Source organism: Pseudomonas sp. UMAB-40 (assembly GCF_900095275.1).
Lineage (GTDB): Bacteria > Pseudomonadota > Gammaproteobacteria > Pseudomonadales > Pseudomonadaceae > Aquipseudomonas > Aquipseudomonas mandelii_B.
Window position 1 is genome coordinate 117,325 of record NZ_LT607570.1, and the last position, 25,594, is coordinate 142,918.

22 protein-coding genes are annotated in these 25,594 nt (G+C 59.8%); 6 read left to right on the forward strand and 16 right to left on the reverse strand.

Annotated elements, in window-relative coordinates:
* Positions 1 to 58: 58 nt before the first annotated feature.
* The gene (locus K0F88_RS24990) at positions 59 to 565 is read right to left on the reverse strand and encodes an ATP-dependent zinc protease (RefSeq protein ID WP_176457736.1); all 507 of its coding nucleotides are present in this window, start codon (positions 563 to 565) and stop codon (positions 59 to 61) included.
* 313 nt (positions 566 to 878) lie between these two features.
* Here K0F88_RS24990 and K0F88_RS24995 point away from each other — a divergent pair, with 313 nt between their 5' ends.
* A complete protein-coding gene (locus tag K0F88_RS24995) occupies positions 879 to 1,766 on the forward strand; it encodes an acyltransferase (protein WP_219096983.1) in 888 nt (295 codons plus the stop codon).
* Position 1,767: 1 nt separating this feature from the next.
* On the opposite strand, the gene K0F88_RS25000 is transcribed toward K0F88_RS24995, so the two are convergent.
* The gene (locus K0F88_RS25000) at positions 1,768 to 2,325 is read right to left on the reverse strand and encodes a DUF2780 domain-containing protein (RefSeq protein ID WP_094470293.1); all 558 of its coding nucleotides are present in this window, start codon (positions 2,323 to 2,325) and stop codon (positions 1,768 to 1,770) included.
* 322 nt (positions 2,326 to 2,647) lie between these two features.
* Between K0F88_RS25000 and K0F88_RS25005 the strand changes: the two genes are divergently transcribed.
* Together K0F88_RS25005 and K0F88_RS25010 are read left to right on the forward strand one after the other, a co-directional pair.
* Positions 2,648 to 2,860: a cold-shock protein gene (locus tag K0F88_RS25005; RefSeq protein ID WP_219096985.1), complete on the forward strand. Its 213-nt coding sequence runs from the start codon at positions 2,648 to 2,650 to the stop codon at positions 2,858 to 2,860.
* A 422-nt stretch (positions 2,861 to 3,282) separates the two neighbouring features.
* Positions 3,283 to 3,666, forward strand: coding sequence for a DUF3757 domain-containing protein (locus K0F88_RS25010; protein WP_219096986.1), 384 nt, complete (start codon positions 3,283 to 3,285; stop codon positions 3,664 to 3,666).
* 45 nt (positions 3,667 to 3,711) lie between these two features.
* Here K0F88_RS25010 and fdhA read toward each other — a convergent pair whose 3' ends face one another.
* From fdhA to K0F88_RS25050, 8 genes are all read right to left on the reverse strand, one after another.
* Entirely contained in the window at positions 3,712 to 4,911 is a 1,200-nt protein-coding gene (fdhA, locus tag K0F88_RS25015) for a formaldehyde dehydrogenase, glutathione-independent (RefSeq protein WP_007947729.1), read from the reverse strand.
* A gap of 207 nt (positions 4,912 to 5,118) precedes the next feature.
* Entirely contained in the window at positions 5,119 to 5,976 is an 858-nt protein-coding gene (purU, locus tag K0F88_RS25020) for a formyltetrahydrofolate deformylase (protein WP_109635419.1), read from the reverse strand.
* 251 nt (positions 5,977 to 6,227) lie between these two features.
* Positions 6,228 to 6,860 carry a sarcosine oxidase subunit gamma gene (locus K0F88_RS25025; RefSeq protein WP_219096994.1) on the reverse strand — a complete coding sequence of 211 codons (633 nt, stop codon included), beginning with the start codon at positions 6,858 to 6,860 and terminating at the stop codon, positions 6,228 to 6,230.
* A 131-nt stretch (positions 6,861 to 6,991) separates the two neighbouring features.
* Positions 6,992 to 10,009 carry a sarcosine oxidase subunit alpha gene (locus K0F88_RS25030; RefSeq protein ID WP_219096996.1) on the reverse strand — a complete coding sequence of 1,006 codons (3,018 nt, stop codon included), beginning with the start codon at positions 10,007 to 10,009 and terminating at the stop codon, positions 6,992 to 6,994.
* A complete protein-coding gene (locus tag K0F88_RS25035) occupies positions 10,006 to 10,335 on the reverse strand; it encodes a sarcosine oxidase subunit delta (RefSeq protein WP_219096998.1) in 330 nt (109 codons plus the stop codon). The genes K0F88_RS25030 and K0F88_RS25035 overlap by 4 nt, the downstream gene beginning before the upstream one ends.
* A gap of 14 nt (positions 10,336 to 10,349) precedes the next feature.
* Positions 10,350 to 11,600 (reverse strand): sarcosine oxidase subunit beta, encoded by a 1,251-nt coding sequence (locus K0F88_RS25040; protein ID WP_007947735.1) that lies wholly within the window; start codon positions 11,598 to 11,600, stop codon positions 10,350 to 10,352.
* A gap of 23 nt (positions 11,601 to 11,623) precedes the next feature.
* Positions 11,624 to 12,877: a serine hydroxymethyltransferase gene (gene glyA / locus K0F88_RS25045; RefSeq protein ID WP_219097000.1), complete on the reverse strand. Its 1,254-nt coding sequence runs from the start codon at positions 12,875 to 12,877 to the stop codon at positions 11,624 to 11,626.
* Between the two features lie 284 nt (positions 12,878 to 13,161).
* Positions 13,162 to 13,878: a TraX family protein gene (locus K0F88_RS25050; protein WP_219097001.1), complete on the reverse strand. Its 717-nt coding sequence runs from the start codon at positions 13,876 to 13,878 to the stop codon at positions 13,162 to 13,164.
* 133 nt (positions 13,879 to 14,011) lie between these two features.
* Between K0F88_RS25050 and K0F88_RS25055 the strand changes: the two genes are divergently transcribed.
* Both K0F88_RS25055 and K0F88_RS25060 read left to right on the forward strand, forming a co-directional pair.
* Positions 14,012 to 15,052, forward strand: coding sequence for a low specificity L-threonine aldolase (locus K0F88_RS25055; protein ID WP_219097002.1), 1,041 nt, complete (start codon positions 14,012 to 14,014; stop codon positions 15,050 to 15,052).
* A 148-nt stretch (positions 15,053 to 15,200) separates the two neighbouring features.
* Complete coding sequence (locus tag K0F88_RS25060) at positions 15,201 to 16,025, forward strand: NAD(P)-dependent oxidoreductase (RefSeq protein WP_219097003.1); 825 nt, start codon at positions 15,201 to 15,203, stop codon at positions 16,023 to 16,025.
* Positions 16,026 to 16,142: 117 nt separating this feature from the next.
* Here the strand turns inward: K0F88_RS25060 and gbcB are convergent, their stop codons facing one another.
* Complete coding sequence (gene gbcB / locus K0F88_RS25065) at positions 16,143 to 17,243, reverse strand: glycine-betaine demethylase subunit GbcB (RefSeq protein ID WP_109635434.1); 1,101 nt, start codon at positions 17,241 to 17,243, stop codon at positions 16,143 to 16,145.
* Between the two features lie 286 nt (positions 17,244 to 17,529).
* On the opposite strand from gbcB, the gene gbcA reads away from it, so the two are divergent.
* Complete coding sequence (gene gbcA, locus K0F88_RS25070) at positions 17,530 to 18,825, forward strand: glycine-betaine demethylase subunit GbcA (protein ID WP_109635436.1); 1,296 nt, start codon at positions 17,530 to 17,532, stop codon at positions 18,823 to 18,825.
* A 787-nt stretch (positions 18,826 to 19,612) separates the two neighbouring features.
* Here gbcA and K0F88_RS25075 read toward each other — a convergent pair.
* The 5 genes from K0F88_RS25075 to dgcB all read right to left on the reverse strand — a co-directional run bounded on the left by K0F88_RS25075 (position 19,613) and on the right by dgcB (position 25,529).
* The gene (locus K0F88_RS25075) at positions 19,613 to 20,782 is read right to left on the reverse strand and encodes a retropepsin-like aspartic protease (protein ID WP_219097004.1); all 1,170 of its coding nucleotides are present in this window, start codon (positions 20,780 to 20,782) and stop codon (positions 19,613 to 19,615) included.
* Positions 20,783 to 20,861: 79 nt separating this feature from the next.
* Entirely contained in the window at positions 20,862 to 21,428 is a 567-nt protein-coding gene (locus K0F88_RS25080) for a GNAT family N-acetyltransferase (protein WP_094470280.1), read from the reverse strand.
* Positions 21,429 to 21,573: 145 nt separating this feature from the next.
* Complete coding sequence (locus K0F88_RS25085) at positions 21,574 to 22,344, reverse strand: electron transfer flavoprotein subunit beta (protein ID WP_219097005.1); 771 nt, start codon at positions 22,342 to 22,344, stop codon at positions 21,574 to 21,576.
* 15 nt (positions 22,345 to 22,359) lie between these two features.
* Positions 22,360 to 23,580 (reverse strand): electron transfer flavoprotein subunit alpha/FixB family protein, encoded by a 1,221-nt coding sequence (locus K0F88_RS25090; RefSeq protein WP_219097006.1) that lies wholly within the window; start codon positions 23,578 to 23,580, stop codon positions 22,360 to 22,362.
* Positions 23,580 to 25,529, reverse strand: coding sequence for a dimethylglycine demethylation protein DgcB (dgcB, locus tag K0F88_RS25095; RefSeq protein WP_219097007.1), 1,950 nt, complete (start codon positions 25,527 to 25,529; stop codon positions 23,580 to 23,582). The genes K0F88_RS25090 and dgcB overlap by 1 nt, the downstream gene beginning before the upstream one ends.
* Positions 25,530 to 25,594 lie beyond the last annotated feature (65 nt).

The following is a 25,594-nucleotide window of genomic DNA, read 5'->3' on the forward strand; positions in this document are numbered from 1 at the left end:
GCGTCCGAGCCCGGCAGTTAAGTGGGCGAACGGTGCCCCAAGCCTCTCGTTCCGTCAATCAGCAGTCGGGTTTGTCGGCCGTGAAACGCCGCGCCGGGTTGACCGCCGCGCCGAATTCACGCAAGGCCTTGGCCCCGATCAACAGCGGATAGTTGAAGCTGCTGCGGTCGGTGAGGTTGACCTCGACGGTGCGCTTGACGTTGCCCAGGCACAGCTCCAGATCGACCACCGGGCGTTTGGTGGGCTCGATGGCTTCCTTGTCATCCTCGTCTTCTTCGGAGCGTGTCTTGATCTTGCTGATCCGCGCGACCTTGTGTTCGTAGACCTTGTTGCTCGCGTCTTTGGTGGCGAGGCGGAAACGTACCCACTCGTCCCCGTCGCGGGTGAAGGTTTCGATGTCCTTGGCCGACAGTGATGCCGTCAGGGCACCGGTGTCCATTTTGGCCTTGAGCACTTCGCCGCCGATTTCCGGCAGCGCAATGTATTCGTAACGCCCGTACAGCGTCGGCTCGGCGGCCAGGACTGGCAGGGCCACGAGGGAAAGCAGTGCAAGGAGGGATTTCACGTAATGGGCATCCATAAGGAGTGGGCAGCGGAATTTTAGACCGTCAGTGAGCAATTCGTTCGCTCTTGAAATCGCATCGCGGGCAAGCCACGCTCCCACAGGGTTTCGTGTCGTTCACAAACCTTGAGTACACCCTAATCTACTGTGGGAGCGGGCTTGCCCGCGAAGAGGCCAGATCAGTCACCAAAAATGCTGACAGATTCAAATTCACTCAAGCATAACGATGTAAAAGTGAAACATTCGTCACCGCCGATTTGGCCTGCCGCGCGAAGCTGCATATCATGGCGCGCCCAAAGGCTTTCAAGAGTTACTTATGCGCCGCCTGCTCACCGGCTGTTTCGTTACCCTGCTGTTGTTGCTCAACACCCTGGTCCTGTTCGGGCCGCTGATGGTGTTTGCCCTGCTCAAACTGATCCTGCCCGGGCGTTTTCGCGACTACGCCTCCTGGGCGGTGATGTGGATCGCCGAAACCTGGGCCGAGATCGACAAGCTGATCTTCATGTTATGCATCCCCACCCAATGGGATATCCGCGGCGGCGATGACCTACGCCGCGACACCTCGTACCTGGTGATCAGCAACCATCAATCCTGGGTCGATATCCCGGCGCTGATCCAGACACTCAACCGCCGCACGCCGTTCTTCAAGTTCTTCCTCAAGAAGGAACTGATCTGGGTGCCATTCCTGGGGCTGGCGTGGTGGGCCTTGGATTACCCGTTCATGAAGCGCTACACCAAGGCATTTCTGGCCAGGCACCCTGAGTTGGCCGGCAAGGATCTGGACATCACCAAAGCGGCGTGCGAGTTGTACAAGCGTCAGCGGGTGACCGTGGTCAATTACCTGGAAGGCACCCGATACACCGCAGCGAAAAGCACTCAGCAGCAGTCACCCTTCACTCACCTGCTCAAGCCCAAGGCCGGCGGCGTGGCGTTTGTGCTCGCGGCAATGGGCGAACAGCTGGACGCTGTGCTCGATGTCACGGTGGTGTATCCGCAGCAGAAAATTCCGGGATTCTGGGATTTGATCAGCGGCAACGTGCCGAGGATCATCATCGACATCAAGACCCGCGAACTCGACCCGGCGTTGTGGCAGGGTGATTACGAGAACGATCCGGTGTTTCGCGAAACGATCCAGAACTGGGTCAACCAGCTCTGGATCGAGAAGGATCAACGCATCGACGCATTGCGCGCCGAGCGCCGTTGAATCAACTACCGGTGCCGGCACCCCAGATCCCGCCCAGGCTTTCCAGCAACGGACCGCCCACGCCCTGATCGCCGAGGTACTTGAGGAGCACCGGGGCAAACTGGCCGACCATGCTGCCGTCCATGCCCAGAGCGCCGAACGCGCTGTTCAGGTCGCTGGTGTTCTTCACATTGCCCAGCGCGTTCTCCAGACCGGCCGACTTGCCGGACGAGCCGAGCAAACCCGCGAGAGCGCCCAGTTCACCGCCGCCTGACAGCTTGTCCAGGCCCGGTACGCTTTTGGCCAGTTGCGAGTAATCAGTCGAGCTCAATTGATTCTTTGCCAGCCCTAACATCGCTGCGGTGCCACCGACGGCTTGCTCAGGTTTAACGTTCAACTGCGAAGTCAGCGCGCCGAGCAGCCCGGCGGTTTCCTGCGTGGGTGCGGCGGCAGTGGCCGCATTACCACCCTGCATGCTCGAGGCCGCTTTGGTCACATCGTCCAGGCTGAAACCGGCGAAGACCGGGCTGGCCGCGAGGGTCATCAGAGAGGCCAGTGCAAAACTGCGTGAAATCTTCATCCAGACATCCTCTTGTGCCGTGAGAGCCGCCCGAGAGCGGACGGGAAAACTGCCGGTTTGACCGGGGTTTAGGTGGCATTGTTCCTCGATGGGGCAGGCATTTTATCCCGCTTACGCGATAAATGTGCGTTGGAAACAACGAATATTCCCCGGCTATAAAAAATGTATCCATTACACCAAACCGACATAAAAATCTGTCAGATCTGACAGTTGCTACCTACCCATAGTTTACTTAGTCTTTTAGTCGCAATACTGCAATTGGGAGTGTGCAGATTACACAATTGCTCACGCCACTTCGTTCTTAATATGCGGGAAGATCAACATGGCTAACGTACAAACAGGCACGGTCAAATGGTTCAATGATGAGAAGGGTTTTGGGTTTATTACTCCAGAGGATGGAGGCGATGACCTTTTTGTGCACTTCAAAGCAATAAAAAGTGACGGTTTCAAATCCCTTAAAGAGGGGCAGAAGGTCACTTTTGTGGCCGCGAAAGGGCAAAAAGGCATGCAGGCCGAAGAAGTGACGCCGATTTGAAATAAGACCGGTTCGATGCATGAGTATTCAATAAGGCCTGTGCTGCCCAGCGTGGGCCATTTCTAACGGAGATAAAGCGATGGAGAGACAACCGGCCAAATGCGATGACGTCGCCATTAGCGACTCTTCTTCGCCTTCAAAAAACCTTGATATAGATTCAGATAATTCATTGCTGATTTTTTGCCTCAATCCTGGAGATCCACGCCCAGTTGCAGGGGATACCGTAACGTATGACATCGTCGCAGGTGATAACGGTCGGTACTACGCGACAAACATTCAAATAGTCAGGAACACAAAACCCGTTAACTAGAGTTAGTTTCCGAGATCCTGTGCTTATTTGTTTGCATATAAATGCACACCACCAAAGCACTCAATATTTCTAGCCTGCAGCATGGACATTGGACACAAACAAGGAGAGCGTTTTGCGCACAACTATTATTGCGAGCACCTTTGCGATTCTGACCATCAGCAACTTCGCCTACGCAGACACCTGTCCTGAGCCGTCAACTTTCAAACAGGCAGGTAACGTTTTTACCGCAAAAGACAAGTCGGGACGGATCTGGGAAGGTGAATACTGGCTGCCCGAAGCGCCCTCTTTCGGCTTCGAAAGCGCGACCTACATCACCGAAGATGAAGGCGAAGACGGCCTCTCCGTAACCGTCAGTCAAATGAGCTGTCGTTACGGAAAAATAGCGATGGTTCTCGATAACGTGACCGGTTGGAAACCAGCCTCTGGAGCCTGGGACAAAGCAAATCACTGTACGAAATCCATCAGCGAGTGCTCATTCACCATCAGCAATCAATAAAAAAGGGCGACATCACTGTCGCCCTTCTCCCGTCTTGCGTAACGCTTACGCCGCGCTGAACAACTTATGCGGATCAATCACAAACTTCTTCGGCACACCCGCATCGAACTCGCCATACCCACGTGGTGCGTCATCCAGGCTGATGACTTCCACACCAACGATGTCGGCGATATGAATGCGGTCCCACATGATTGCCTGCATCAGCTGGCGGTTGTACTTCATCACGGGCGTCTGGCCGGTGTGGAAGCTGTGGGATTTGGCCCAGCCCAGGCCGAAGCGAATGCTTAGGCTGCCCATTTTTGCGGCGGCATCGACGGCACCTGGATCTTCAGTCACGTACAGGCCCGGGATACCGATTTTGCCGGCTACCCGCACTACGCCCATCAGCGAGTTGAGCACGGTGGCCGGAGCCTCGTGTTTCACGCCGTCATGGCCGTGGCCGCGCGCTTCGAAGCCTACGGCGTCGACGGCGCAATCCACTTCTGGCTCGCCCAGCAGTGCAGCGATTTGTTCGTGCAGCGGGGTGTCGAGGGACAGGTCGGCGATTTCGAAACCCTGAGCCTTGGCGTGTGCCAGGCGGACGGTGTTGACGTCACCGATGATCACCACCGCCGCGCCCAACAGGCGAGCGGAAGCGGCAGCGGCCAGGCCGACAGGACCGGCACCGGCGATGTACACGGTGCTGCCCGGGCCAACGCCAGCGGTGACTGCGCCGTGGTAACCGGTAGGCAAGATGTCGGAAAGGCAGGTCAGGTCGCGGATTTTTTCCATCGCGCGATCACGATCAGGCAATTTCAGCAGGTTGAAGTCGGCGTACGGCACCATCGCGTATTCAGCCTGGCCGCCGGTCCAGTCGCCCATGTCGACATAACCGTAAGCACCACCCGGACGCGCCGGGTTAACGCTCAGGCAAACGCCGGTGTGCATCTCTTTGCAGGAACGGCAGCGCCCGCAAGCCACGTTGAACGGAACGGATACCAAGTCGCCGATTTGCAGGTTTTCGACGTCGCTGCCCTTCTCGATCACTTCGCCAGTGATCTCGTGGCCCAGCACCAGACCGGTCTGAGCGGTAGTACGACCGCGCACCATGTGCTGGTCGGAACCACAGATGTTGGTGGAAACCACGCGCAGGATGACAGCGTGATTAATCTTCCTGCCGCGCGGGTCCTGCATTTTCGGATAGTCGATTTTCTGTATTTCGACTTTGCCATTGCCGAGATACACCACACCACGATTGCCAGACATGCTTTCACCTCGCTGTTGTTTTTATGTAGCGGTCGCGTCGCCATGGATCGGCGGCGCGTTGATTGCTCGGGTTATTGCTTGTGTCTTTTTGCGTCGTCTGTCAGGGCCTCATCGCGGGCAAGCCCGCTCCCACAGGTTTTTGTGTCGATCACAGATCTGCGGCATACCTCAGTCCACTGTGGGAGCGGGCTTGCCCGCGATGGCGATCTAAAGAACGACGGTGCGATTGGCGTTCAAGAACACCCGTCGTTCAATGTGATAACCCACCGCCCGAGCCAGGGTCAGCCCTTCGATATCCCGGCCTTTGGCGATCAGATCTTCCGGGTAATGACTGTGGTCCACGGCCTCGACGCCCTGGGCGATGATCGGGCCTTCGTCGAGGTCGTTGTTGATGTAGTGCGCCGTGGCGCCGACCAGTTTCACGCCCTTGTTGTAGGCTTGGTGATAAGGCTTGGCGCCCTTGAAACCCGGCAGCAGGGAGTGATGGATGTTGATCGCCTTGCCGTCGAGTTTGCGGCACAGCTCCGGCGACAGGACTTGCATGTAGCGGGCAAGAATCACCAGTTCGGCACCGGACTCTTCGATCACCTGCCAGACCTGACGCTCTTGCGACGGCTTGTCGTTCGGGTCCAGCGGGAAGTGGTAGTACGGAATCTGGTGCCAGTCGGCCAACGGCTTGAGGTCCGGGTGGTTGGAGACCACAGCGGCGACGTCCATCGACAATTGGCCGATACGCTGGCGGTAGAGCAAATCGTTGAGGCAGTGATCGGCCTTCGAGACCATGATCACCACTTTTGGCCGGTAGTTCGGCTCGGTCAGCTCGAAGACCATGCCGAAGGCTTGACCGCGTTCCGCCAATCCAGCGCGGAAAGCTTGTTCGTCGAAGCCATCGGGCTGGCGGAATTCCACGCGAATGAAGAAACGGCCCGAGAGCCGGTCATCGAAGGAGTGGTGCTCGGTGACGTAGCAGCCCTGCTCGAACAGAAAGCGGGTCACCGCGTCCACGGTGCCGAGGACGCTGGGGCAGTCGGCGGTCAGAATCCATGTGTCTGGGGCGCGGCTCATAGTGCGGTGACTCCTGTTCATTGTGCTGGGTGTCAGGGAAATCCACCCCTCACCCTAACCCTCTCCCCAAAGGGGCGAGGGGACTGACCGAGTTGCTCTTAGCGCTACATCGACCTGAAACATCGAGGTGAACTCAGGTTTTAAAAACGACAGAGATCTGCTCCCTTTCCCCCTCTCCCCTTGGGGAGAGGGTTGGGGTGAGGGGTCGATCTCAGGTCAACCCCAAATATCAGGGCCAACCCGGCTCATTCCTAAGCCTGAACGCTGAGGCCATATTCGGCCGCCGCATCCTGCAACCACAACCACCAGTAATCCGAGAAGCTGCGACGGATCAGCAGTTCCCAGGTGTCTTCGGCGGTGTGGCGGATCACCAGTTGCGACTTGGCAAACACGGTGCCCACGGCCTTGCCCACCGGGAAGCTGTTGGGGTGCACGTCGTAGCTGGTGGATTTCATCAGCACCTGGCGCACGTTCGGGCCGCTCAGTTCGAGGAGCTGCTGGCCGCCGCTGACGTTGGTGATCGCGATGTGCAGATCGCCCAGCGCTTCACGCAGTTTTTGCTCGGCGGCGAATTCTTCACCGGTCGGCACGATCAGCAGCCATTCATCCGGCCCCATCCATTGCAGGCTGGTTTCGCCTTTGACGACGACGGTCAGCGCTGCCGGTAGCTCGATCCCGAGGGCCTTGTGCACGCCAGCGGCGAACGCAGCATCGTGGCCATCGCCACGAATGGTCAGGTGGCCGAGGAGTTTTTTCTCACGCACGATCACGCCGGCGCTTTTGCGGCCCTTGCCCACCAGGCCGGCGAGGTCGGCATGATGCAGCGACGACTCGGCTTTGGCCCCGGTGGTTGGGCGTTGTTGGTACACATTGGCTGCGGTCATAAAGCACCTGTTCCTGAATTCGTATCCCTGTGGGAGCGGGCTTGCCCGCGATAGCGATGGATCAGTCACCATTGATGTTGTCTGGTCTGACGCCATCGCGGGCAAGCCACGCTCCCACAGGTACTGTGGTGTTAGATGTTCTGGCGATCACCCTTCGGATCGAAGAACACCGAAGAAACGATTTCCGCCTCGATCACGCTGCCATCCGCCAGCGGTGCGAACACCCGCTCACCGATGCGCTTCAATCCGCCCTTCACCACGCCCATGGCAAACGAATAGCCCAGGGAGTTGTGCAGGTAGCTGGAAGTGACGTGACCGACCATCGTCATCGGGATCGTCTGCTTGGTGTTGAACACCAGTTGCGCACCTTCCGGCAGCCATTTGGTCGGATCGATCGGCTTCAGGCCCACCAACTGTTTGCGTTGATCACGCACACAGTCTTCGCGATTCATGCCGCGCCAGCCGATCCACGAGAACGGTTTGGTGCGACCGACACACCAGCCCATGTTCAGGTCGTCCGGGGTCATCGAGCCGTCGGTGTCCTGACCGACGATGATGAAGCCCTTCTCCGCCCGCAGGATGTGCATGGTTTCGGTGCCATAGGGCGTCAGGTTGTACTGCTTGCCGGCCTCGACGATTTTCTCCAGCACACCCATCGCGTAGTCGGCTTGCACGTTGACTTCGTACGACAGCTCACCGGTAAACGAAATCCGGAAAATCCGCGCCGGCACACCGCCGACCAGCGCTTCTTTCCAGGTCATGAACGGGAACGCTTCGTTGCTCAGATCGGCGTCGGTCACTTCGCTGAGCAGCTTGCGGCTGTTCGGCCCGGATAGGGTCATGGTTGCCCAGTGATCCGTCACGGACGTGAAGTAAACCTTCAGGTCTGGCCATTCGGTCTGGTGGTAGATTTCCAGCCATTGCAGCACGCGTGCAGCGCCGCCGGTGGTGGTGGTCATCACGAAATGGTTGTCGGCCAGACAAGCGGTGACGCCGTCGTCGAAGACCATGCCATCTTCTTTGCACATCAGGCCGTAACGGGCCTTGCCCACGTCGAGCTTGGTCCAGGCGTTGGTGTAGATGCGGTTGAGGAACTCGCGGGTGTCCGGGCCCTGGATGTCGATCTTGCCCAGGGTCGAGGCGTCCAGCAGGCCGACGCTGTCGCGCACGGCTTTGCATTCGCGTTTCACGGCGGTGTGAATGTCTTCACCGTTTTTCGGGAAGTACCAAGGACGCTTCCACTGACCAACGTCTTCAAACTCGGCGCCGTTTTTCACGTGCCAGTGATGCAACGCGGTGTGACGGACAGGTTCGAAGATGTGCCCACAGTGACGACCGGCCACGGCGCCAAAGGTTACCGGCGTGTAGTTCGGACGGAACATGGTGGTGCCCATCTGCGGGATGGTCACGTTCAGCGAACGGGCGGCGATGGCCAGGCCATTGACGTTGCCGAGCTTGCCCTGGTCCGTGCCGAAGCCCAATGCGGTGTAGCGTTTGACGTGCTCGACCGACTCGAAACCTTCGCGGGTCGCCAGTTCGATGGCGGCGGCGGTGACGTCATTTTGCAGATCGACGAACTGCTTCGGTCCGCGTGAGGTGCCTTTTTCGTGCGGCACCTGAAACAGCGCCAACGTAGGTTCTTCGAGACGGCTCAGGGCTTTCGGCAGTGTGCCTTCGACCACACTGAAACCGGCTTCGCTGGCTGCGCGAGCGCCGCCTTCAAAACCATCGGCCAACGAATCGCCGAGGCCGTAGACGCCGTTGATGCCACCGACGCATACGCGTTTCTGCGGTGCCTCGCCCGGTACGAAACCAAGGATGTCTTCCCGCCAGATCGGCTTGCCGCCCAAGTGCGAAGCCAGGTGAACCACCGGGCTGTAACCGCCGGAGCTGGCGATCAAATCGCAATCAAGCCACTCGCCAGGGCTGGTCACCGCGTGTGCTTTGACATCGATCGCGGCAACGCGAGCGGCGGTCACGTGCTTGCTGCCACGGGCCTCGATCACGGCGCTGCCGGTCAGGATGCGAATGCCTTTGGCACGTGCCTCTTCCACCAGCGCACCACGCGGGTTGCTGCGGGCGTCAGCGATGGCCACCACCTGCAGGCTGGCGTCGAGCCAATCCAGGGCCACGCGGTACGCGTGATCGTTGTTGGTCGACAGCACCAGTTTCTTGCCTGGTGCCACGCCGTAACGGCGCACGTAAGTCGAGACAGCGCCGGCGAGCATGTTGCCCGGCACGTCGTTGTTGCCGTAAACCAGTGGACGCTCGTGAGCGCCGGTCGCCAGCACCACACGTTTGGCGCGAACCCGGTGGATACGCTGACGCACCTGGCCAATCGGGGCGCGGTCGCCGAGGTGATCGGTGAGGCGTTCGTGAATGGTCAGGAAGTTATGGTCGTGGTAACCGTTGACCGTGGCGCGCGGCAACAGCAGCACGTCCGGCGTGTCTTTCAATTCAGCGATGACGCTGGCGACCCATTCGGCCGCAGACTTGCCGTCGAGGCTTTCGCGGGAATCGAGCAGACTGCCGCCGAACTCTTCCTGTTCATCGGCGAGGATTACACGGGCGCCGCTACGGGCAGCCGCCAGTGCTGCAGCCAGGCCAGCAGGGCCACCGCCGACGATCAGCACGTCGCAGTGCTGGTTCATGTAGTCGTAGGTGTCCGGATCGTTCTCAGTCGGCGAACGGCCAAGGCCGGCGGCCTTACGAATGTACTTCTCGTAGGTCATCCAGAACGATTGCGGGTACATGAAGGTTTTGTAGTAGAAGCCCGGCGGCATCAGCTTGCCGCCGACCTTGCCGAGAATCCCCATCATGTCGTTGTTCACGCTCGGCCAGCCGTTGGTGCTGGTGGCGACCAGGCCTTGATACAGCGCTTGTTGCGTGGCGCGCACGTTCGGAATCTGGGTGGCTTCGGTCGCGCCGATCTGCAGCACGGCGTTCGGCTCTTCGGCACCGGCAGCGAAGATGCCGCGCGGACGGGAATACTTGAAGCTGCGACCGATAATGTCGACACCGTTGGCTAACAGGGCAGCGGCCAGCGAATCGCCTTCAAAGCCTTTGTAGACCTGGCCGTTGAAGGTGAAGCTCAGCACTTTGTTGCGGTCGATCCGTCCACCGTTGGACAGGCGATTGATCTGGCTCATACCTTCTCTCCCAGAGCCGTCGTAGCCGCTTTCGAGCTATCGGTCTTGTCGGTGAATTGTGGCTTGGTGCCGATCTTGTAGGTCTCGAGAATCTCGTAGGTCACGGTATCGCGGGTGGCATTGAAGTACTGACGGCAACCGGCGACGTGATCCCACAGCTCGTGGTGCAGACCGCGAGGGTTGTCGCGGAAGAACATGTAGTCGCCCCACTCCTCGTCGGTGCAGGTGTTCGGATCCAGTGGACGCGGGATGTGCGCCTGGCCGGATGCGTGGAATTCCTCTTCGGAGCGCAACTCGCCGCAGTGAGGACAGAAGATATGCAACATGGGGATTTCTCCTGTTAGTGGGCAACCGCAGCAGCGCCGTGTTCGTCGATCAACGCACCGTTGTGGAAACGGTCGATGGAGAAAGGTGCAGCCAATGGGTGCATTTCACCCTTGGCCAGGCTCGCGGCAAACACGTTGCCCGAGCCAGGTGTGGCCTTGAAGCCACCGGTGCCCCAACCGCAGTTGAAGAACATGTTCGGGACCGGGGTTTTCGAAATGATCGGGCACGCATCCGGTGTGGTGTCGACGATGCCGCCCCACTGCCGGTTCATGCGCACGCGGGACAGCACCGGGAACATCTCGACGATGGCCTGGATGGTGTGTTCGATCACCGGGTACGAACCACGCTGGCCGTAGCCGTTGTAGCCGTCGATACCGGCGCCGATCACCAGGTCGCCCTTGTCGGACTGGCTGATGTAACCGTGTACGGCGTTGGACATGATCACGCTGTCGATAATCGGTTTGATCGGCTCGGACACCAGCGCTTGCAGCGGGTGGGATTCGATCGGCAGACGGAAACCGGCGAGTTTGGCCATGTGCCCGGAGTTACCGGCAGTGACCACGCCAACGCGCTTGGCGCCGATGAAGCCTTTGTTGGTTTCAACACCGATACACACGCCATTTTCCTTGCGGAAGCCGATCACTTCGGTCTGCTGGATCAAGTCCACGCCAAGTGCATCAGCGGCACGGGCAAAGCCCCAGGCCACGGCATCGTGACGGGCCACGCCGCCACGGCGCTGAACGGTTGCGCCCATCACTGGATAGCGGGTGTTCTTGGAGCAGTCGAGGTACGGGATCTCGTCCGCCACTTGCTTGGCATCGAGCAGCTCGCCGTCCACGCCGTTGAGGCGGTTGGCGCTGACCCGGCGCTCGGAATCACGAATGTCTTGAAGCGTGTGGCACAGGTTGTAAACGCCGCGCTGGGAGAACATCACGTTGTAGTTCAGGTCCTGGGACAGGCCTTCCCACAGTTTCATCGCGTGTTCGTACAGGTGCGCCGACTCGTCCCACAGGTAGTTGGAGCGAACGATGGTGGTGTTGCGCGCGGTGTTACCGCCGCCCAGCCAGCCTTTCTCGACCACGGCCACGTTGGTGATGCCGTGTTCTTTGGCCAGGTAGTAAGCCGTGGCGAGACCATGCCCGCCACCGCCGACGATGACCACGTCATAGACCTTTTTAGGGGTCGGCGTGCGCCACATTTTCTGCCAGTTTTCATGATGGCTGAGGGAGTGTTTGAAGAGGCCGAAGCCCGAGTAGCGTTGCATAGTCATTTACTCCAAAACCGCGCTCAGCGATAAACCGGGAAGTCCGCGCACAAGGCCGACACTTGCTGGGCAACATTCGCTTCCACATCGGCGTCGCCGAGGTTGTCGAGGATGTCGCAGATCCAGCCGGCCAGTTCCACGCACTGGGTCACCTTGAAGCCGCGCGTGGTCACCGCCGGGGTGCCGATGCGCAGGCCGGAGGTCACGAACGGCGACTGTGGATCGTTCGGGACAGCGTTCTTGTTGACAGTGATGTGGGCGCGACCGAGAGCTGCATCCGCCTCTTTGCCGGTGAGGCCCTGACGGATCAGGCTGACCAGGAACAGGTGGTTATCGGTGCCGCCGGACACTACATCGTAGCCGCGTTTGATAAACACGCCGGCCATGGCCTGGGCGTTGTCGATCACTTGTTGCTGGTAAACCTTGAAACCAGGCTCCAGCGCTTCCTTGAAGCACACGGCTTTACCGGCGATGACGTGCATCAGCGGGCCGCCCTGAGCGCCGGGGAACACGGCAGCGTTGAGCTTCTTCTCAATTTCTTCGTTGGACTTGCACAGGATCAGGCCGCCACGTGGACCGCGCAGGGTCTTGTGGGTGGTGGTGGTGACCACGTCGGCATACGGCAGCGGGTTCGGGTACAGGCCGGCAGCGACCAGACCGGCCACGTGAGCCATGTCGACGAATAGCAGCGCACCGACCTTGTCGGCGATCTGACGGAAACGCGGGAAGTCGAGGGTCTTGGAGTAAGCCGAGAAGCCGGCAACGATCATCTTCGGCTTGCACTCGACGGCCAGGCGCTCGACTTCGTCGTAATCGATCAGGCCGGTCTTGGTGTCGATGCCGTACTGCACGGCGTTGTACAGCTTGCCCGAGGACGACACTTTGGCGCCGTGAGTCAGGTGGCCGCCGTGGGCCAGGCTCATGCCGAGGATGGTATCGCCCGGCTGGATCAGGGCCAGATACACAGCGCTGTTGGCCGAAGAGCCGGAGTGCGGCTGGACGTTGGCGTAGTCGGCACCGAACAGTTGCTTGGCGCGTTCGATGGCCAGCGCTTCGACTTTATCGACGTGCTCGCAGCCACCGTAGTAGCGCTTGCCCGGATAGCCTTCGGCGTATTTGTTGGTCAGGCCGCTGCCTTGCGCTTCCATGACGCGTTTGCTGGTGTAGTTCTCTGACGCGATCAGCTCGATGTGATCTTCCTGGCGTTGCTCCTCGGCATTCATCGCCGCCAGCAGTGCATCGTCGTAACCCTTGATCTGGTCTTGCTTGCTGAACATCGCGTCTCTCCCAGCGGCATCTATGCGCCATTCGTCTCGGTAAGGCACCGGTGTTTCGACAGTGCCCTTTGATGCGATGGTATGACCGGCGCAGACAGGCCAAATGCCTACGGACGCCACGCAAAGGTGCGTTTACGACATGGGGAGAAATGGCTGACCGGACACAACCTTCGAACCCGCCAGGATCCCCTGTGGGAGCGAGCTTGCTCGCGATGAGGCCGGCACAGCCAATATTGATGTTGCCTGACCCACCGCTATCGCGAGCAAGCTCGCCCCCACAGGGGTCAGGTGATGACCTGACGTATTGCGAGTAGCAGCAGAAAATGCGCGGGATAGAGCGCATACGCCCAGCGTCGCATCGGCGGTGGCTGCATGCCCTTTGCATATCGCAACAAGAGCAGCCCCAGCAATGGCGCAATCAGACAAGCGGCAATGCCGAGGACGGCTGCACGGTTACCGATCTGCGCGGAGTAAAACAGCACATCCCATTGATTCGCCGCCAGGCACACCAGCCCCGGCAACAGGCTGAAATACCAGGGCCGCCCGATCACCAGCAACATCGCCAGCGGCAGCAGGACGCCGAAGAAACCAAACATCAACCACTGCGGGCACAGCGCCGCCAGCACCAGGGCGCCGACCGCCATCAGTCGCGATTGCAGGCTTCGGTCCTGCCAGCCACGGGCCACCAGCAACCCCAGCGCCAACGTAGGCAAGACGTTCAAAGTGTCGGGATCAGGAATAAACATCCGATACGGAATTTCACTGAGGGCGCTAAACAACAGCAACCAGCCCAGGTATCGCCACGGGCCGTCGGTCGTCACTGTCCGGGGGCGTGACAGGTTGACCGCCATCGCCAGGCAGAACCACGGAAACGCCAGACGTCCCGGCACATACAGCAGATCAGCGGAGTAACCGACATATCGCAGGTGATCGAGCACCATGCTCAATAGCGCCAGCCACTTGAGCAGATCCAGTGCCCCATCCCTTTGCGTCATGTGCATAATTGCCCGTCGTCTTTGTATTTTTCTGTCCGACACAGCGCGTGTGCTCACCGGATGATCTTCGGTACAGTGCGCACCATCATTGACCACGAGGCGCTTCACCATAAGCGTCTCGACCACGGAAAGCAGGGCCATGACCGATAAGAGCCAACAATTCGCCAGCGACAACTATTCCGGTATCTGCCCTGAAGCCTGGGCTGCCATGGAACAGGCCAACCACGGCCACCAACGCGCTTACGGCGACGATGAATGGACCGCTCGCGCGTCCGATGATTTCCGCAAACTGTTCGAAACCGACTGCGAAGTGTTCTTCGCCTTCAACGGCACCGCGGCCAACTCGCTGGCCCTGTCGTCGCTGTGCCAGAGTTACCACAGCGTGATCTGCTCGGAAACCGCCCACGTCGAAACCGACGAATGCGGCGCGCCGGAATTCTTCTCCAACGGTTCCAAGCTGCTGATTGCCCGCACCGAAAACGGCAAGCTGACCCCCGAATCGATCCGCGAAGTCGCCCTCAAGCGCCAGGACATCCACTACCCGAAACCCCGCGTCGTGACCCTGACCCAGGCCACTGAAGTCGGCAGCGTCTACACCCCGGAAGAAATCCGCGCCATCAGCGCCACCTGCAAAGAGCTGGGCCTGAACCTGCACATGGACGGCGCGCGGTTCTCCAATGCTTGTGCGTTCCTCGGCTGCTCCCCGGCGGACCTGACCTGGAAGGCCGGCGTCGATGTGTTGTGCTTCGGCGGCACGAAAAACGGCATGGCGGTGGGTGAGGCGATCCTGTTCTTCAACCACAAACTGGCCGAAGACTTCGACTACCGCTGCAAACAGGCCGGGCAACTCGCCTCGAAAATGCGCTTCCTCTCGGCGCCGTGGGTCGGGATCCTGGAAAACGACGCCTGGCTCAAATATGCCAAACACGCCAACCATTGCGCGCAACTGCTGGCGGAACTGGTCAGCGACATCCCCGGCGTGGAACTGATGTTCCCGGTACAGGCCAACGGCGTGTTCCTGCAACTGTCGGAACCGGCCATCGCCGCACTGACTGCCAAGGGCTGGCGGTTCTACACCTTCATCGGCAACGGCGGCGCCCGCTTCATGTGCTCGTGGGACACCGAAGAAGACCGTGTGCGCGAACTCGCGGCGGATATCCGCGAAGTCATGTCCGCCTGATCCCTTCGAGCAACAACCCGATTTCCTGTGGCGAGGGAGCTTGCTCCCTCGCCACAAAAGCTCACTCACCACTCACCACAGCGTCTTGGTCTACATTGTCCTGCGAACCACTCGATTCGCTCAGACAATAACAATCAGGAGCTTACGCATGTCATTACAAGGCAAAACCCTGTTCATCACCGGCGCCAGCCGTGGCATCGGCCGCGAGATCGCGCTGCGGGCCGCGCGGGACGGGGCCAATATTGTAATTGCCGCCAAAAGCGCCGAGCCCCATCCCAAGCTGCCGGGGACGATTTTCAGTGTGGCCGAGGAAGTTGAAGCCGCAGGCGGCAAGGCCCTGGCTTTACAGGTGGATGTACGCGATGAGGTCGCGGTGCGTAACGCCTTGGCCCAGGCCAACGAACATTTCGGCGCTATCGATGCGCTGATCAACAATGCCGGGGCGATCAAGTTGACCGGGGTGCAACACATCGAACTCAAGCGCTTCGACCTGATGCACCAGATCAACACCCGCGCCGTGCTCCTATGCAGCCAGGCCGCGCTGCCTTACCTGAAAAAGAGCAGCGGCCACATCCTCAACCTGTCGCCGCCGTTGAATCTGGCGACCCAGTGGTTCGCACAATACAGCCCCTACACCGTGACCAAGTACGGCATGAGCATGCTGACGGTGGGCATGAGCGAGGAGTTCAAGAACTACGGGATCAGCGTCAACTCGTTGTGGCCGCAGACGATGATTGCCACCGCCGCCATCGAATTTCAGCTCGGCTCGCGGGAATCCTTCAAACACGCACGAACGCCAGCGATCATGGCGGATGCCGCCCACGTCATTCTGGACAGCAGCGGTCGCAGCATTACCGGGCGGTTGCTGATTGATGAGGACATCCTGCGGGAAAACGGTGTGACCGAGTTCGAGCATTACCGCTTCGAACCCGGCACCAACGACAAGCTGATGCCAGACCTGTTTGTCGACTGAAAACACCGAACCTGTGGGAGCGGGCTTGCTCGCGAAAGCGGTGTGCCATTCAACGGTGATGTTGACTGAGCCACTGCTTTCGCGAGCAAGCCCGCTCCCACAAGGAATGGGTGCTACTTAGAATTCAATGCGCACGTCGCCCTTCGGCACGCTGCAGCACGACAGGATGTAGCCCTCGGCTTCGTCTTCCTCGGTAATCCCGCCGTTGTGGTCCATCTCGACCTCGCCGCCCAGCTTCAATACCTTGCACGTGCCGCAAATGCCCATGCCGCAGGCCTTCGGAATCAGCAAGCCGAGCTTGGCAGCCGCCGCATGCACGGTTTCGCCTGGGGCCACGCGAATGCTCTTGCCGGACGAGATAAATTCGACTTGATGCAGGTCCGCCAGATCGACTTCCGGCGCGTCCGCAGCAATTTCGGCCTGTTCCACCGCATCGGCGCGGGCTTCCGGTGGCGTGGCGCCGAAGGATTCCTCGTGATAACGCGACATGTCGAAGCCGACCGCTTCGAGCATGCGCTTGACCGCGTTCATGTACGGCGTCGGGCCGCAGCAGAACACCTCGCGCTCCATGAAGTCCGGGGACATCAGTTCGAGCATCTTATGATTCAAGTAACCGCGATAACCCGCCCACGGCTCACCCAGACCGTGCTTCTCGCAGATCAAGTGCAGGCTGAAGTTATCGATCCGCGACGCCATGTGTTCCAGCTCGCGGTGATAAATGATGTCCTTGGGCGAGCGGGCGCTGTGAATAAACACCATGTCGACGTTGCCGTTGGTGTCGTAGAACCAGCGCGCCATCGACATGACCGGCGTGATGCCGACGCCGCCGCTGAGGTACAACACTTTCGGCGCGGTGAAGTCCATGGCGTTGAACAGCCCGACCGGACCGTGCACGGCCAGCTCCTGACCTTCATGCAGGGTGTCGTGCAGCCAGTTCGATACCTTGCCGCCCGGCACGCGTTTGATCGTCACCGAAAAGCTGTACGGCACCGACGGCGAGCTGGAAATGGTGTAGGAGCGCATGATCGGCACGCCTTCGATTTCCAGCTCCAGGGTGACGAATTGCCCCGGTTTAAAGAAGAACAGGATCGGCTGGTCGGCCATAAAGCAGAAGGTGCGCACATCCCAGGTTTCCTGGATGACTTTGACGCAACGGACGATGTGTCGACCGTTGGCCCAGGTCTGGGTGGTTACCGGATTCAGGAAGCTGTTGGACATGCTGTTCTCCACCGCCGATGGTCGGCCTTATGTTGACGATTCTGCGTAACGCGCGGACCACCCATTTACCTATCTGCGACATTCACATACTTATCGCGACCAGCCCCCAACTACCGGGGGTTGCGCGTCGGGAACAGAGTGGGCCATGTCGCTCGTGGATAAGGTTCTGGCGTGCGCCGGCCCCACACTCGCTCCACACAAAGACGATTTCTTTACACCCTTGCGTTGCAAACCGTATCAGCCACTATTTCGCCGGCCACACAGAATGGCCATGAGGATCAAATCGATGGACGTCACCGCAAAAATAAGCCTGGGCGATCCGCTGGAACCCGCACGCAAGGCCACCGCGCAGATGCTGCAAGAGCGCGAGCGCACTTTCTCGCTGCCGCAGCCGTTTTACTCTGACGAGCGGCTGTTTGATATCGACATGCAGGAAATCTTCCAGAAAGAGTGGTTGATCGCCGGCATGGCTTGCGAAATCCCGACCAAGGGCAACTACCTGACCCTGCAAGTCGGCAAGAACCCGATCATCGTGATTCGCGGCGCCGAAGGCGTGATCCATGCGTTCCACAACGTCTGTCGTCACCGCGGTTCGCGTCTTTGCACCAGCGAAAAAGGCAAGGTCGCCAAACTGGTCTGCCATTACCACCAGTGGACTTACGAACTGGACGGTCGCCTGTTGTTCGCCGGCACCGAAATGGGCGCCGACTTCGACATGAAGCAGTACGGCCTAAAACCGGTGAACGTGAAGACCGCCGGCGGATACATTTTCATCAGCCTGTCGGAGAACCCGCCAGCCATTGATGACTTCCTGTCGACGCTGAACCATTACATGGAACCGTATGACATGGAAAACACCAAGGTGGCGATTACCACCACCTTGATGGAAAAGGCCAACTGGAAACTGGTGCTGGAAAACAACCGCGAGTGCTACCACTGCAACGCGTCGCACCCGGAACTGCTGAAAACCCTGCTGGAATGGGACGACGTCACCGACCCGCGTGCCGACCAGGCCTTCAAGGATCACGTCGCCGCGTCCGCCGCTGCCTGGGAAGCCGAGAAGATCCCTTACGCCCATGCCAGTTTCGGCCTGCGTAACCGCATCGTGCGCATGCCGCTGCTCAAAGGCACCGTGTCGATGACCCTGGACGGCAAACAGGGCTGCGCCAAACTCATGGGCCGCATCAAAAACCCGGACCTGGGCTCGATGCGCATCTTGCACCTGCCGCACTCGTGGAACCACTGCATGGGCGATCACATCATCGTCTTCACGGTGTGGCCGATCAGCGCGCAGGAAACCATGGTCACCACCAAGTGGATCGTCCACAAGGACGCGGTTGAAGGCGTGGACTACGACGTGGATCGCATGCGCCAGGTCTGGGACGCCACCAACGACCAGGACCGTCGCCTGGCCGAAGAGAACCAGCGCGGCATCAACTCCACGGCTTACCAGCCAGGGCCTTATTCCAAGACCTATGAGTTTGGTGTGGTGAACTTTGTGGACTGGTACAGCGAGCGGTTGCTGAACAACCTCGGGGCCGAGCCTGCGCCTTACCTCAAAGGCGTCCCGGTACAGGGCTAACAGCAAAAGCATCGCGGGCAAGCCCGCCCCCACAAGGATCGGCGGCGTACACAACATTTGTGAACACCCCAATCACTGTGGGAGCGGGCTTGGCCGCGATTGCGTTCTCCAAGACACCGCATCCCTTACTGCAAAACTCCCCTCATCTTAGAACTGTACGAAATATGATCTATTACGTTCAGGCCTATGCGCAACGTGGCTCCCAGCCTTCCGCAAACAACTTATCCACACCTCCACCCACAGCTAATGGGGACAAGTCTATTTTTACGGATAACTTTCGTCTAATAAAGTGAATAAAAACCGTGACTTATCCAGAAGCAGGGTTTTGAACAGCGATTGGCTGTTTTTTGATCGAAAGCCTGCAAGGCACGTTATACGTGGCGTACAGCGGATGGCGAACACCTTATCCACAGAAGCGCCAACAGACTTTGGGGGCAACTTTCATGGATCTGTGGAAAACCCGCGCAAACCACGGTAAATCAAGGTTTGTGCGGTGTTTGTCGCGTCAAAACGGTGATTTGATCGTTTTTTAATCAACCACCGGATAAGCCCGTTTTATATAGCCTGTAGAGGACAACAAACATCTTATCCACAGATGCGCTAACAGAGATTGGGGGCAAGTATTGGCGCGCGTATAAAGTTATCCTCTGGAAAAAGCGTGAAAAAACCGCAAGTTAGCCTGGTTGTTTTTTGTACGAAGGGTTGCAGGGCTTGTTTTGTATGGGGTGTAGCGAAGCGCGAACATGTTATCCACAGAAGCGTTAACAGGGATTGTGGGTAAAACCGATCAGCGCCTGTTGAAACACGACAAGCCAGCGTCAATGTCCAGATGGAGCTCATAGTCATCGAATGCGCGCCACCCGAACAAAATCGAGGGCACATAGCGCCCAGCCAGCAACGACGGCGGAATCGTAAAGCTCGGGTAGTGTTTATATGTGACCGGCGCGGTATGACCTGACAAATTCAACTCGCCCTGAAAGGTTTGGTAGTTGGGCCTGGCGGCGACGTGAATGGGTGAGCTGCCCGGCGCGGCGGACGTCAGGTAATCCACGTTGCCGGTGTCGATAATCCCCAGGGTTACCCGACGATCCAGCCGTGCGGCAATGGTCAATCGTTGATTGATGTCCATGCGCGTATAGGTAATCGGCGCATCACATCGGGTAGGAGGTCGGGCGTTAAGCTCCAGGGTTTTCTTCGTGACTTTCAGGCGTCCCAACTTGCCGATCAGGTCCAGCCCCAACAAGTTGTCCCGGTCACTGACAAACACCAGCACATTCCTGAACTCGCTTGCGCCGATCTTCAACGACTTGAGGATCCCGAGTTTGGCCGACAGGTCGCGCTCACCGTAAAACGTGCTGTAGCCGTAGTGAGAGTCGGATAACAACTTGATCCCCATCTGCTTCGCGGTGTCGGCGTTGACCCGGGTTTGAGGCGCTCCGGTGTCCAGAATGAACCGTGACGAATAGCCATTGGCGGCTTTGACATCGATATAGGGCAGCACCTCGTCAGCCACGTAATCGTCAGTGGGGTAAGGGTAAATCGCCAGGACTTCGCGGCGCCGGGTTCTTTCCACGGAAAAATCGGCGACCGTGCGCAAGGTCGCGATCGACTTGTTGCCAAACATGGAAAACAACACGTTGAGTTCAGGGTCGTTGGCGATTGCCCGGGCATGACGACGCTTGATCGCCAAGTAGTAATCGGGAAGCTGGTTGGCAGCTTTGATCTCGAACATGCGCGCCAGAACAGTCACTGAACAATTGAGGTTATCGTCCGCCGCCAACACCTTGTCGCACTGTTGCTGCATCTGCGTCAGGGAGGCTGCTTGTCCCTGTTTCGACGCTAGCCATTGGTAAAAATCTGGTTCTTGGCCGGTTTCAGCCGTCGAACCCGTGGACACCACCAGAAGCACCATCGCGGCCCGGATCAGACATGTCTCACGCCGACTGACCGCGTTCATGTTCAACCCATTGTTGAAAACGCGTTGTATGAATTAGCGCTGCCGCCGCGTAGGCCAGCTCATAGAGAAATGTAGCTCACTAGGGCCGATACATCAGGTAGGCCTCCCCCGTGACCCGAATCATCGGATGGGGCGTGATCTGGCAGGTGTCGACGATGCGAAAGCCATGACGCTCATAGAACCGGCGAGCGCCAGTGTTGGCGGCGTAGTCGATCAGGCTCAAGCCGTTGAGCCCGAGCCGGTTGGCACGGTCGTAGGCGTAGGCAAGGAATTGCTTGCCCAGGCCCTGGTTGCGCCAACCCTCATGCAGCGCCAGGCTGGAAATGTAGAGGGTGTCGGGGATTTCCATCTTCGCGTAGGGCGCCAGGACCGGATCGGTCGTCGGCTCTGCCAGCGGATCGTGACGCATCACGTAGCTGTGCAGCATGCCGATGACCCGGCCCTCCGACTCTGCGATAAGGCAGTTCTGCCAGGAGAAATCTACGTCGTCGCGGGCGTAACGAATAGCGCCGACTTCCAGCAAATCCTGACCGGGCTGCGCCAGTTGGCTCCAGATGTAATCGGCAGCCCCCTCCGATGTGATTTGAAACAGACGCGCAATCTCCCGCGCATCGGCGCGCACTGCCGAACGAAATTCAACGGCCATTGTTTCCCCGTAAATGTTGGTGACACGAACGTCCTTTGGGAGCGGGCTTGCCCGCGAAAGCGGTGGGTCAGGCCATTTTAATGTCGACTGACACACCGCCATCGCGGGCAAGCTCGCTCCCACAGTAGATAGTGGTGAAATTGAGTTAGCGGACCACGCCTTCTTCGATCAGCAACTTGAGAATCGCCTCAGCCCCGGCTTGCGCGGTTACGCCTTTGAGCACCTGCCCGCCCCCGCCACTGGCCTTGGCCGTCGCTGCTTTCATCCGGTCGGCGCCGCTCTTGGCCTTGATCACCTTCAAGCGTTTGGGCCGTGGCTTGGCCGGTTGCAGGGTGGCGACGGCCAATAATTCATCGTCAACCACTTCGACTTCATCGGCCTGCAACACCCCACGCCGCGCCGGGCCGTAAGCGCTCTGCCGAGGCTTCGGTGCCGCGTTATCCACAGTCGCCAGGAATGGCAGTCGAACCTTCAGCCGACGACGCTGACCACGGGGCAAGGCTTGCAGCACCAGCGCCGAACTGCCATCGATGGATTCCACCTGAGCCAGCCCGACCACCAGCGGCCAGCCGAGGCTTTCGGCCAACAGGAACGGGAGCATGCCCGAACCTTCGCCGGTTTCCGCCTGGCTGCCGGTCAGCACCACTTGCGCCCCGGCGTCACGCAGATACGCGGTCAACGCCGGCAATGCATCGGCGCCTTGCGGTTGTTCGAGCACATGCAGTTGTTCCAGGCCCATGCCCAGATAGGCGCGCAATGCAGGTTCGGCAACATCGCCGGCATGCAGCACTTGCAAGTTATCCCCAGCCAGTTGCAGACCCAGTTCCACCGCCCGCGCATCCTGCTCCGCGCGACGTGGTCGGCCGGAGGTCGGGTGGGCGCCGATGGACACCAGGCTGATGATTTTCGTGCTCATAACCCTTTCCTTTCCTTAAGCCGCATCGCGCTTGGCTTCGTTGCGGTAAGCCTCTACCGCCGCGATCAAGGCTTGAAGAATCTCGGCGCTCTCGCCGATCACCGACAGGTCGGCCCGTTTGATCATGTCGCAGCCAGGGTCGAGGTTGATTGCCACCACCTTGTCGCAGGCACCGATGCCTTGCAGGTGCTGGATCGCCCCGGAAATCCCCACCGCCACGTAAACTCGCGCGGTGACCCAGGTGCCGGACGCGCCGACTTGGCGATCACGGGCCATGAAGCCATCGTCCACCGCCACTCGGGACGCGCCTTCGGTGGCGCCGAGGGCTTCAGCGGTCCTGTGGAAAAGTCCCCAGTCCTTGACCCCGTTACCGCCGGAGAAGATGAACTCGGCTTCGGCCATCGGAATCGCCGCCGGATCCACCGCCACGGCGCCCAAGTCCTCGATGCGTGACAAGCTGCGTGCGACGGCTGTGGATAACTCCACCGGCAAGGCTTCGTGACGGGTTTCGCTGACCGGTTCGGCGCATTCGACGGCGGCCAGAATCAAGCGTGCGACCGGGCGCGCAAGGTCTTGCAAACCCGCACCAGCGCGGCCAATGCATTCCTGATCCTTGACCTGCCAGACCCGCGTGGCCGGGCGTTCGCCCAGTGCGGCGGCAAAGCGTCGACCAAGTTCACCGCCACCGCTGCGGCTGTCCGGCAGCAGCCAGTGCCGCGGGTTGAACTGGTTATCCACAGCCCGCAGGCCCTGGACTCGTTGCTCCGGTGCATAACCGCTGAATTCATCGCCGTCCAATACCAGCAAGCGATCGACACCTGCGGTGGTGAAGGCGTTTTCCTTGTGTTCGCCGAAAACCACGGCCAACACCGCGCCGTCCTTGCCGGCCAATTGATGAGCGAGGCCGAGCAAGTCACGGTCGTGACTGCTCAAGCGGCCGCCGACCATGTCCGGCACCACGCTGATGTAAAACGAAGGTGCCGGCACTTGATGCAGTGGCAATTGCACTTCAACGGCAGCAGTGCGTTTAGTCGCCCCGCCCTGCTGAGCGCCGCTGCGGTCAATGCGCTTGATGCCGTTGGGGCCAATAAAACCGATGCCGTGCAGGTTCTTGCGGATGACGCCGTTCGGGCCCATCCAGCTGTGCTGCGCCGGTTGCATGGCCGCGTGCAGCGGGTGCAGGCGGTTACGGGCAATCCATTCGGCGCGGGGGTCGCGGCGGATAATGTCGCTCATCAGTGGGCCTCCGCAGGTTCACGTTGGGCCGGTTTGGCCGGCTTGCTCGGGGCCGCATCTTCGAGCAACGCGTCCGCCACCAGTTCGGCGATGTCCTTGATCAGCGGTCGCGGTTCGACCACGCCTTCGAGCATCGCCGTGCATTGCGGGCAACCCACCGCCACCAGTTCGGCGCCGGTTTCGCGGATGTCGTCCATGCGCATGTCGGGGATCCGTTGCTTGCCCGGAATGTCGGTGATCGGCGCACCGCCACCACCGCCGCAGCAGCGTGAGCGGAAACCGGAGCGTTGCATCTCTTTGACTTCAATCCCGAGGGCGCGCAGTACTTCACGCGGTGCCTCGTATTCGCCGTTGTAGCGGCCGAGGTAGCACGGATCGTGATACGTCACGCTGCTGCCTTTGTGCTGACCGAGGTTCAGGGCGCCAGCGCCGATGATCTCGGCCATGTAGGTGCTGTGGTGCTGCACGAGGTAGTTGCCGTCGAAGGCGCCGTACTCGTTTTTCAGCACGTGGAAGCTGTGCGGGTCGCAGGTAACGATGCGGTTAAAGCTGTACTTCGCGAGGGTCTGGATGTTGCGTTTGGCCAACAGCTGGAACGTCGCCTCGTCGCCCAGGCGTCGGGCCACGTCACCGCTGTCGCGCTCTTCAAGGCCCAGCACTGCGAAGTCGACCTTGGCCGCTTTCAGCACTTTGACGAAGGCGCGCAGGGTGCGCTGGTTGCGCATATCGAAGGCGCCGTCGCCGACCCAGAACAGCACGTCGACGGACTTCTTCTCGCTCATCAGGTTGAGGTTCAAGTCCGCCGCCCAGTTCATCCGCCCGCCCGGGGCGAAGCCGCCCGGGTTGTCGGTGGCGATCAGGTTTTCCAGGACTTCGGCGCCCTTGTTCGGGGTCGCGCCTTTTTCCAGGGTCAGATGGCGGCGCATGTCGACGATGGCGTCGACGTGCTCGATCATCATCGGGCATTCCTCGACACAAGCCCGGCACGTGGTGCAGGACCACAGGGTCTCAGCGTCCACCAAACCGTTGACGATCGGTTGATGCGGGTTGCCGGCGTGCTCGCCGATGGCCTTGCCTGGATACGGGCTGCCAGCGAATTTGGCATCGGTGCCACCGGCCAGGCCGACGACCATGTCCTGAATCAGTTTTTTCGGGTTCAGCGGCTGGCCGGCGGCGAATGCAGGGCACGCGGCTTCGCATTTACCGCACTGCACGCAGGCGTCGAAGCCGAGCAGTTGGTTCCAGGTGAAATCCTTGGGTTTTTCCACGCCCAGCGGTGCGTTCGGGTCGTTCAGGTCCAGCGGTTTCAAACCGGTGGAACGGCCGCCGCCAAAGCGTTCGGCGCGACGGTGCCACGCCAGGTGCAGGGCCCCGGCGAAGGCGTGCTTCATCGGCCCGCCCCAGGTCATGCCAAAGAACAGTTCCGAAACGCCCCACAGCACGCCGACACCGAGGATCGCTGCCACCACCCAACCACCGAAGTTTTCCGGAAGGATGCCGGCCACCGGCAGGGTCAACAGGAAGAAGCTCGCCGAGAACGCCAACAGGCTTTTCGGCAAGCGCATCCATGGTCCTTTGGACAGGCGCGCCGGTGGGTTGCGGCGACGCAGGTAGACAAAGATCGCACCGACGAACATCACCACCGTCATCAACAACAGCGCGTAGCCGAGGATGCGGTTATGCAGGCCAAAACCGTGAACCAGAATCGCCAGCACGATGGACGCCACCGCGCCACCGGCCGTGGCCACGTGGGTATTGGCGATGTATTTGTCCCGCGCCACGACGTGGTGCAAATCGACCATGTAGCGCTTGGGCATGGCGAACAGGCCACCGATCAGGTCGACCTTGGAGGCACGGCCTCGGCGCCACATAGCCACCCGCCGCAACGCGCCGAGGACGGCGAGGCCCAGGGCTGCGAACAACAGGATTGGAAGAAGGGTGTTCAACATGGTGGAGCTCCCAAAGACCTCGGGGTCTTGCAGGTCGAGATGCCTTACTCGGTTCCTGTGGGAGC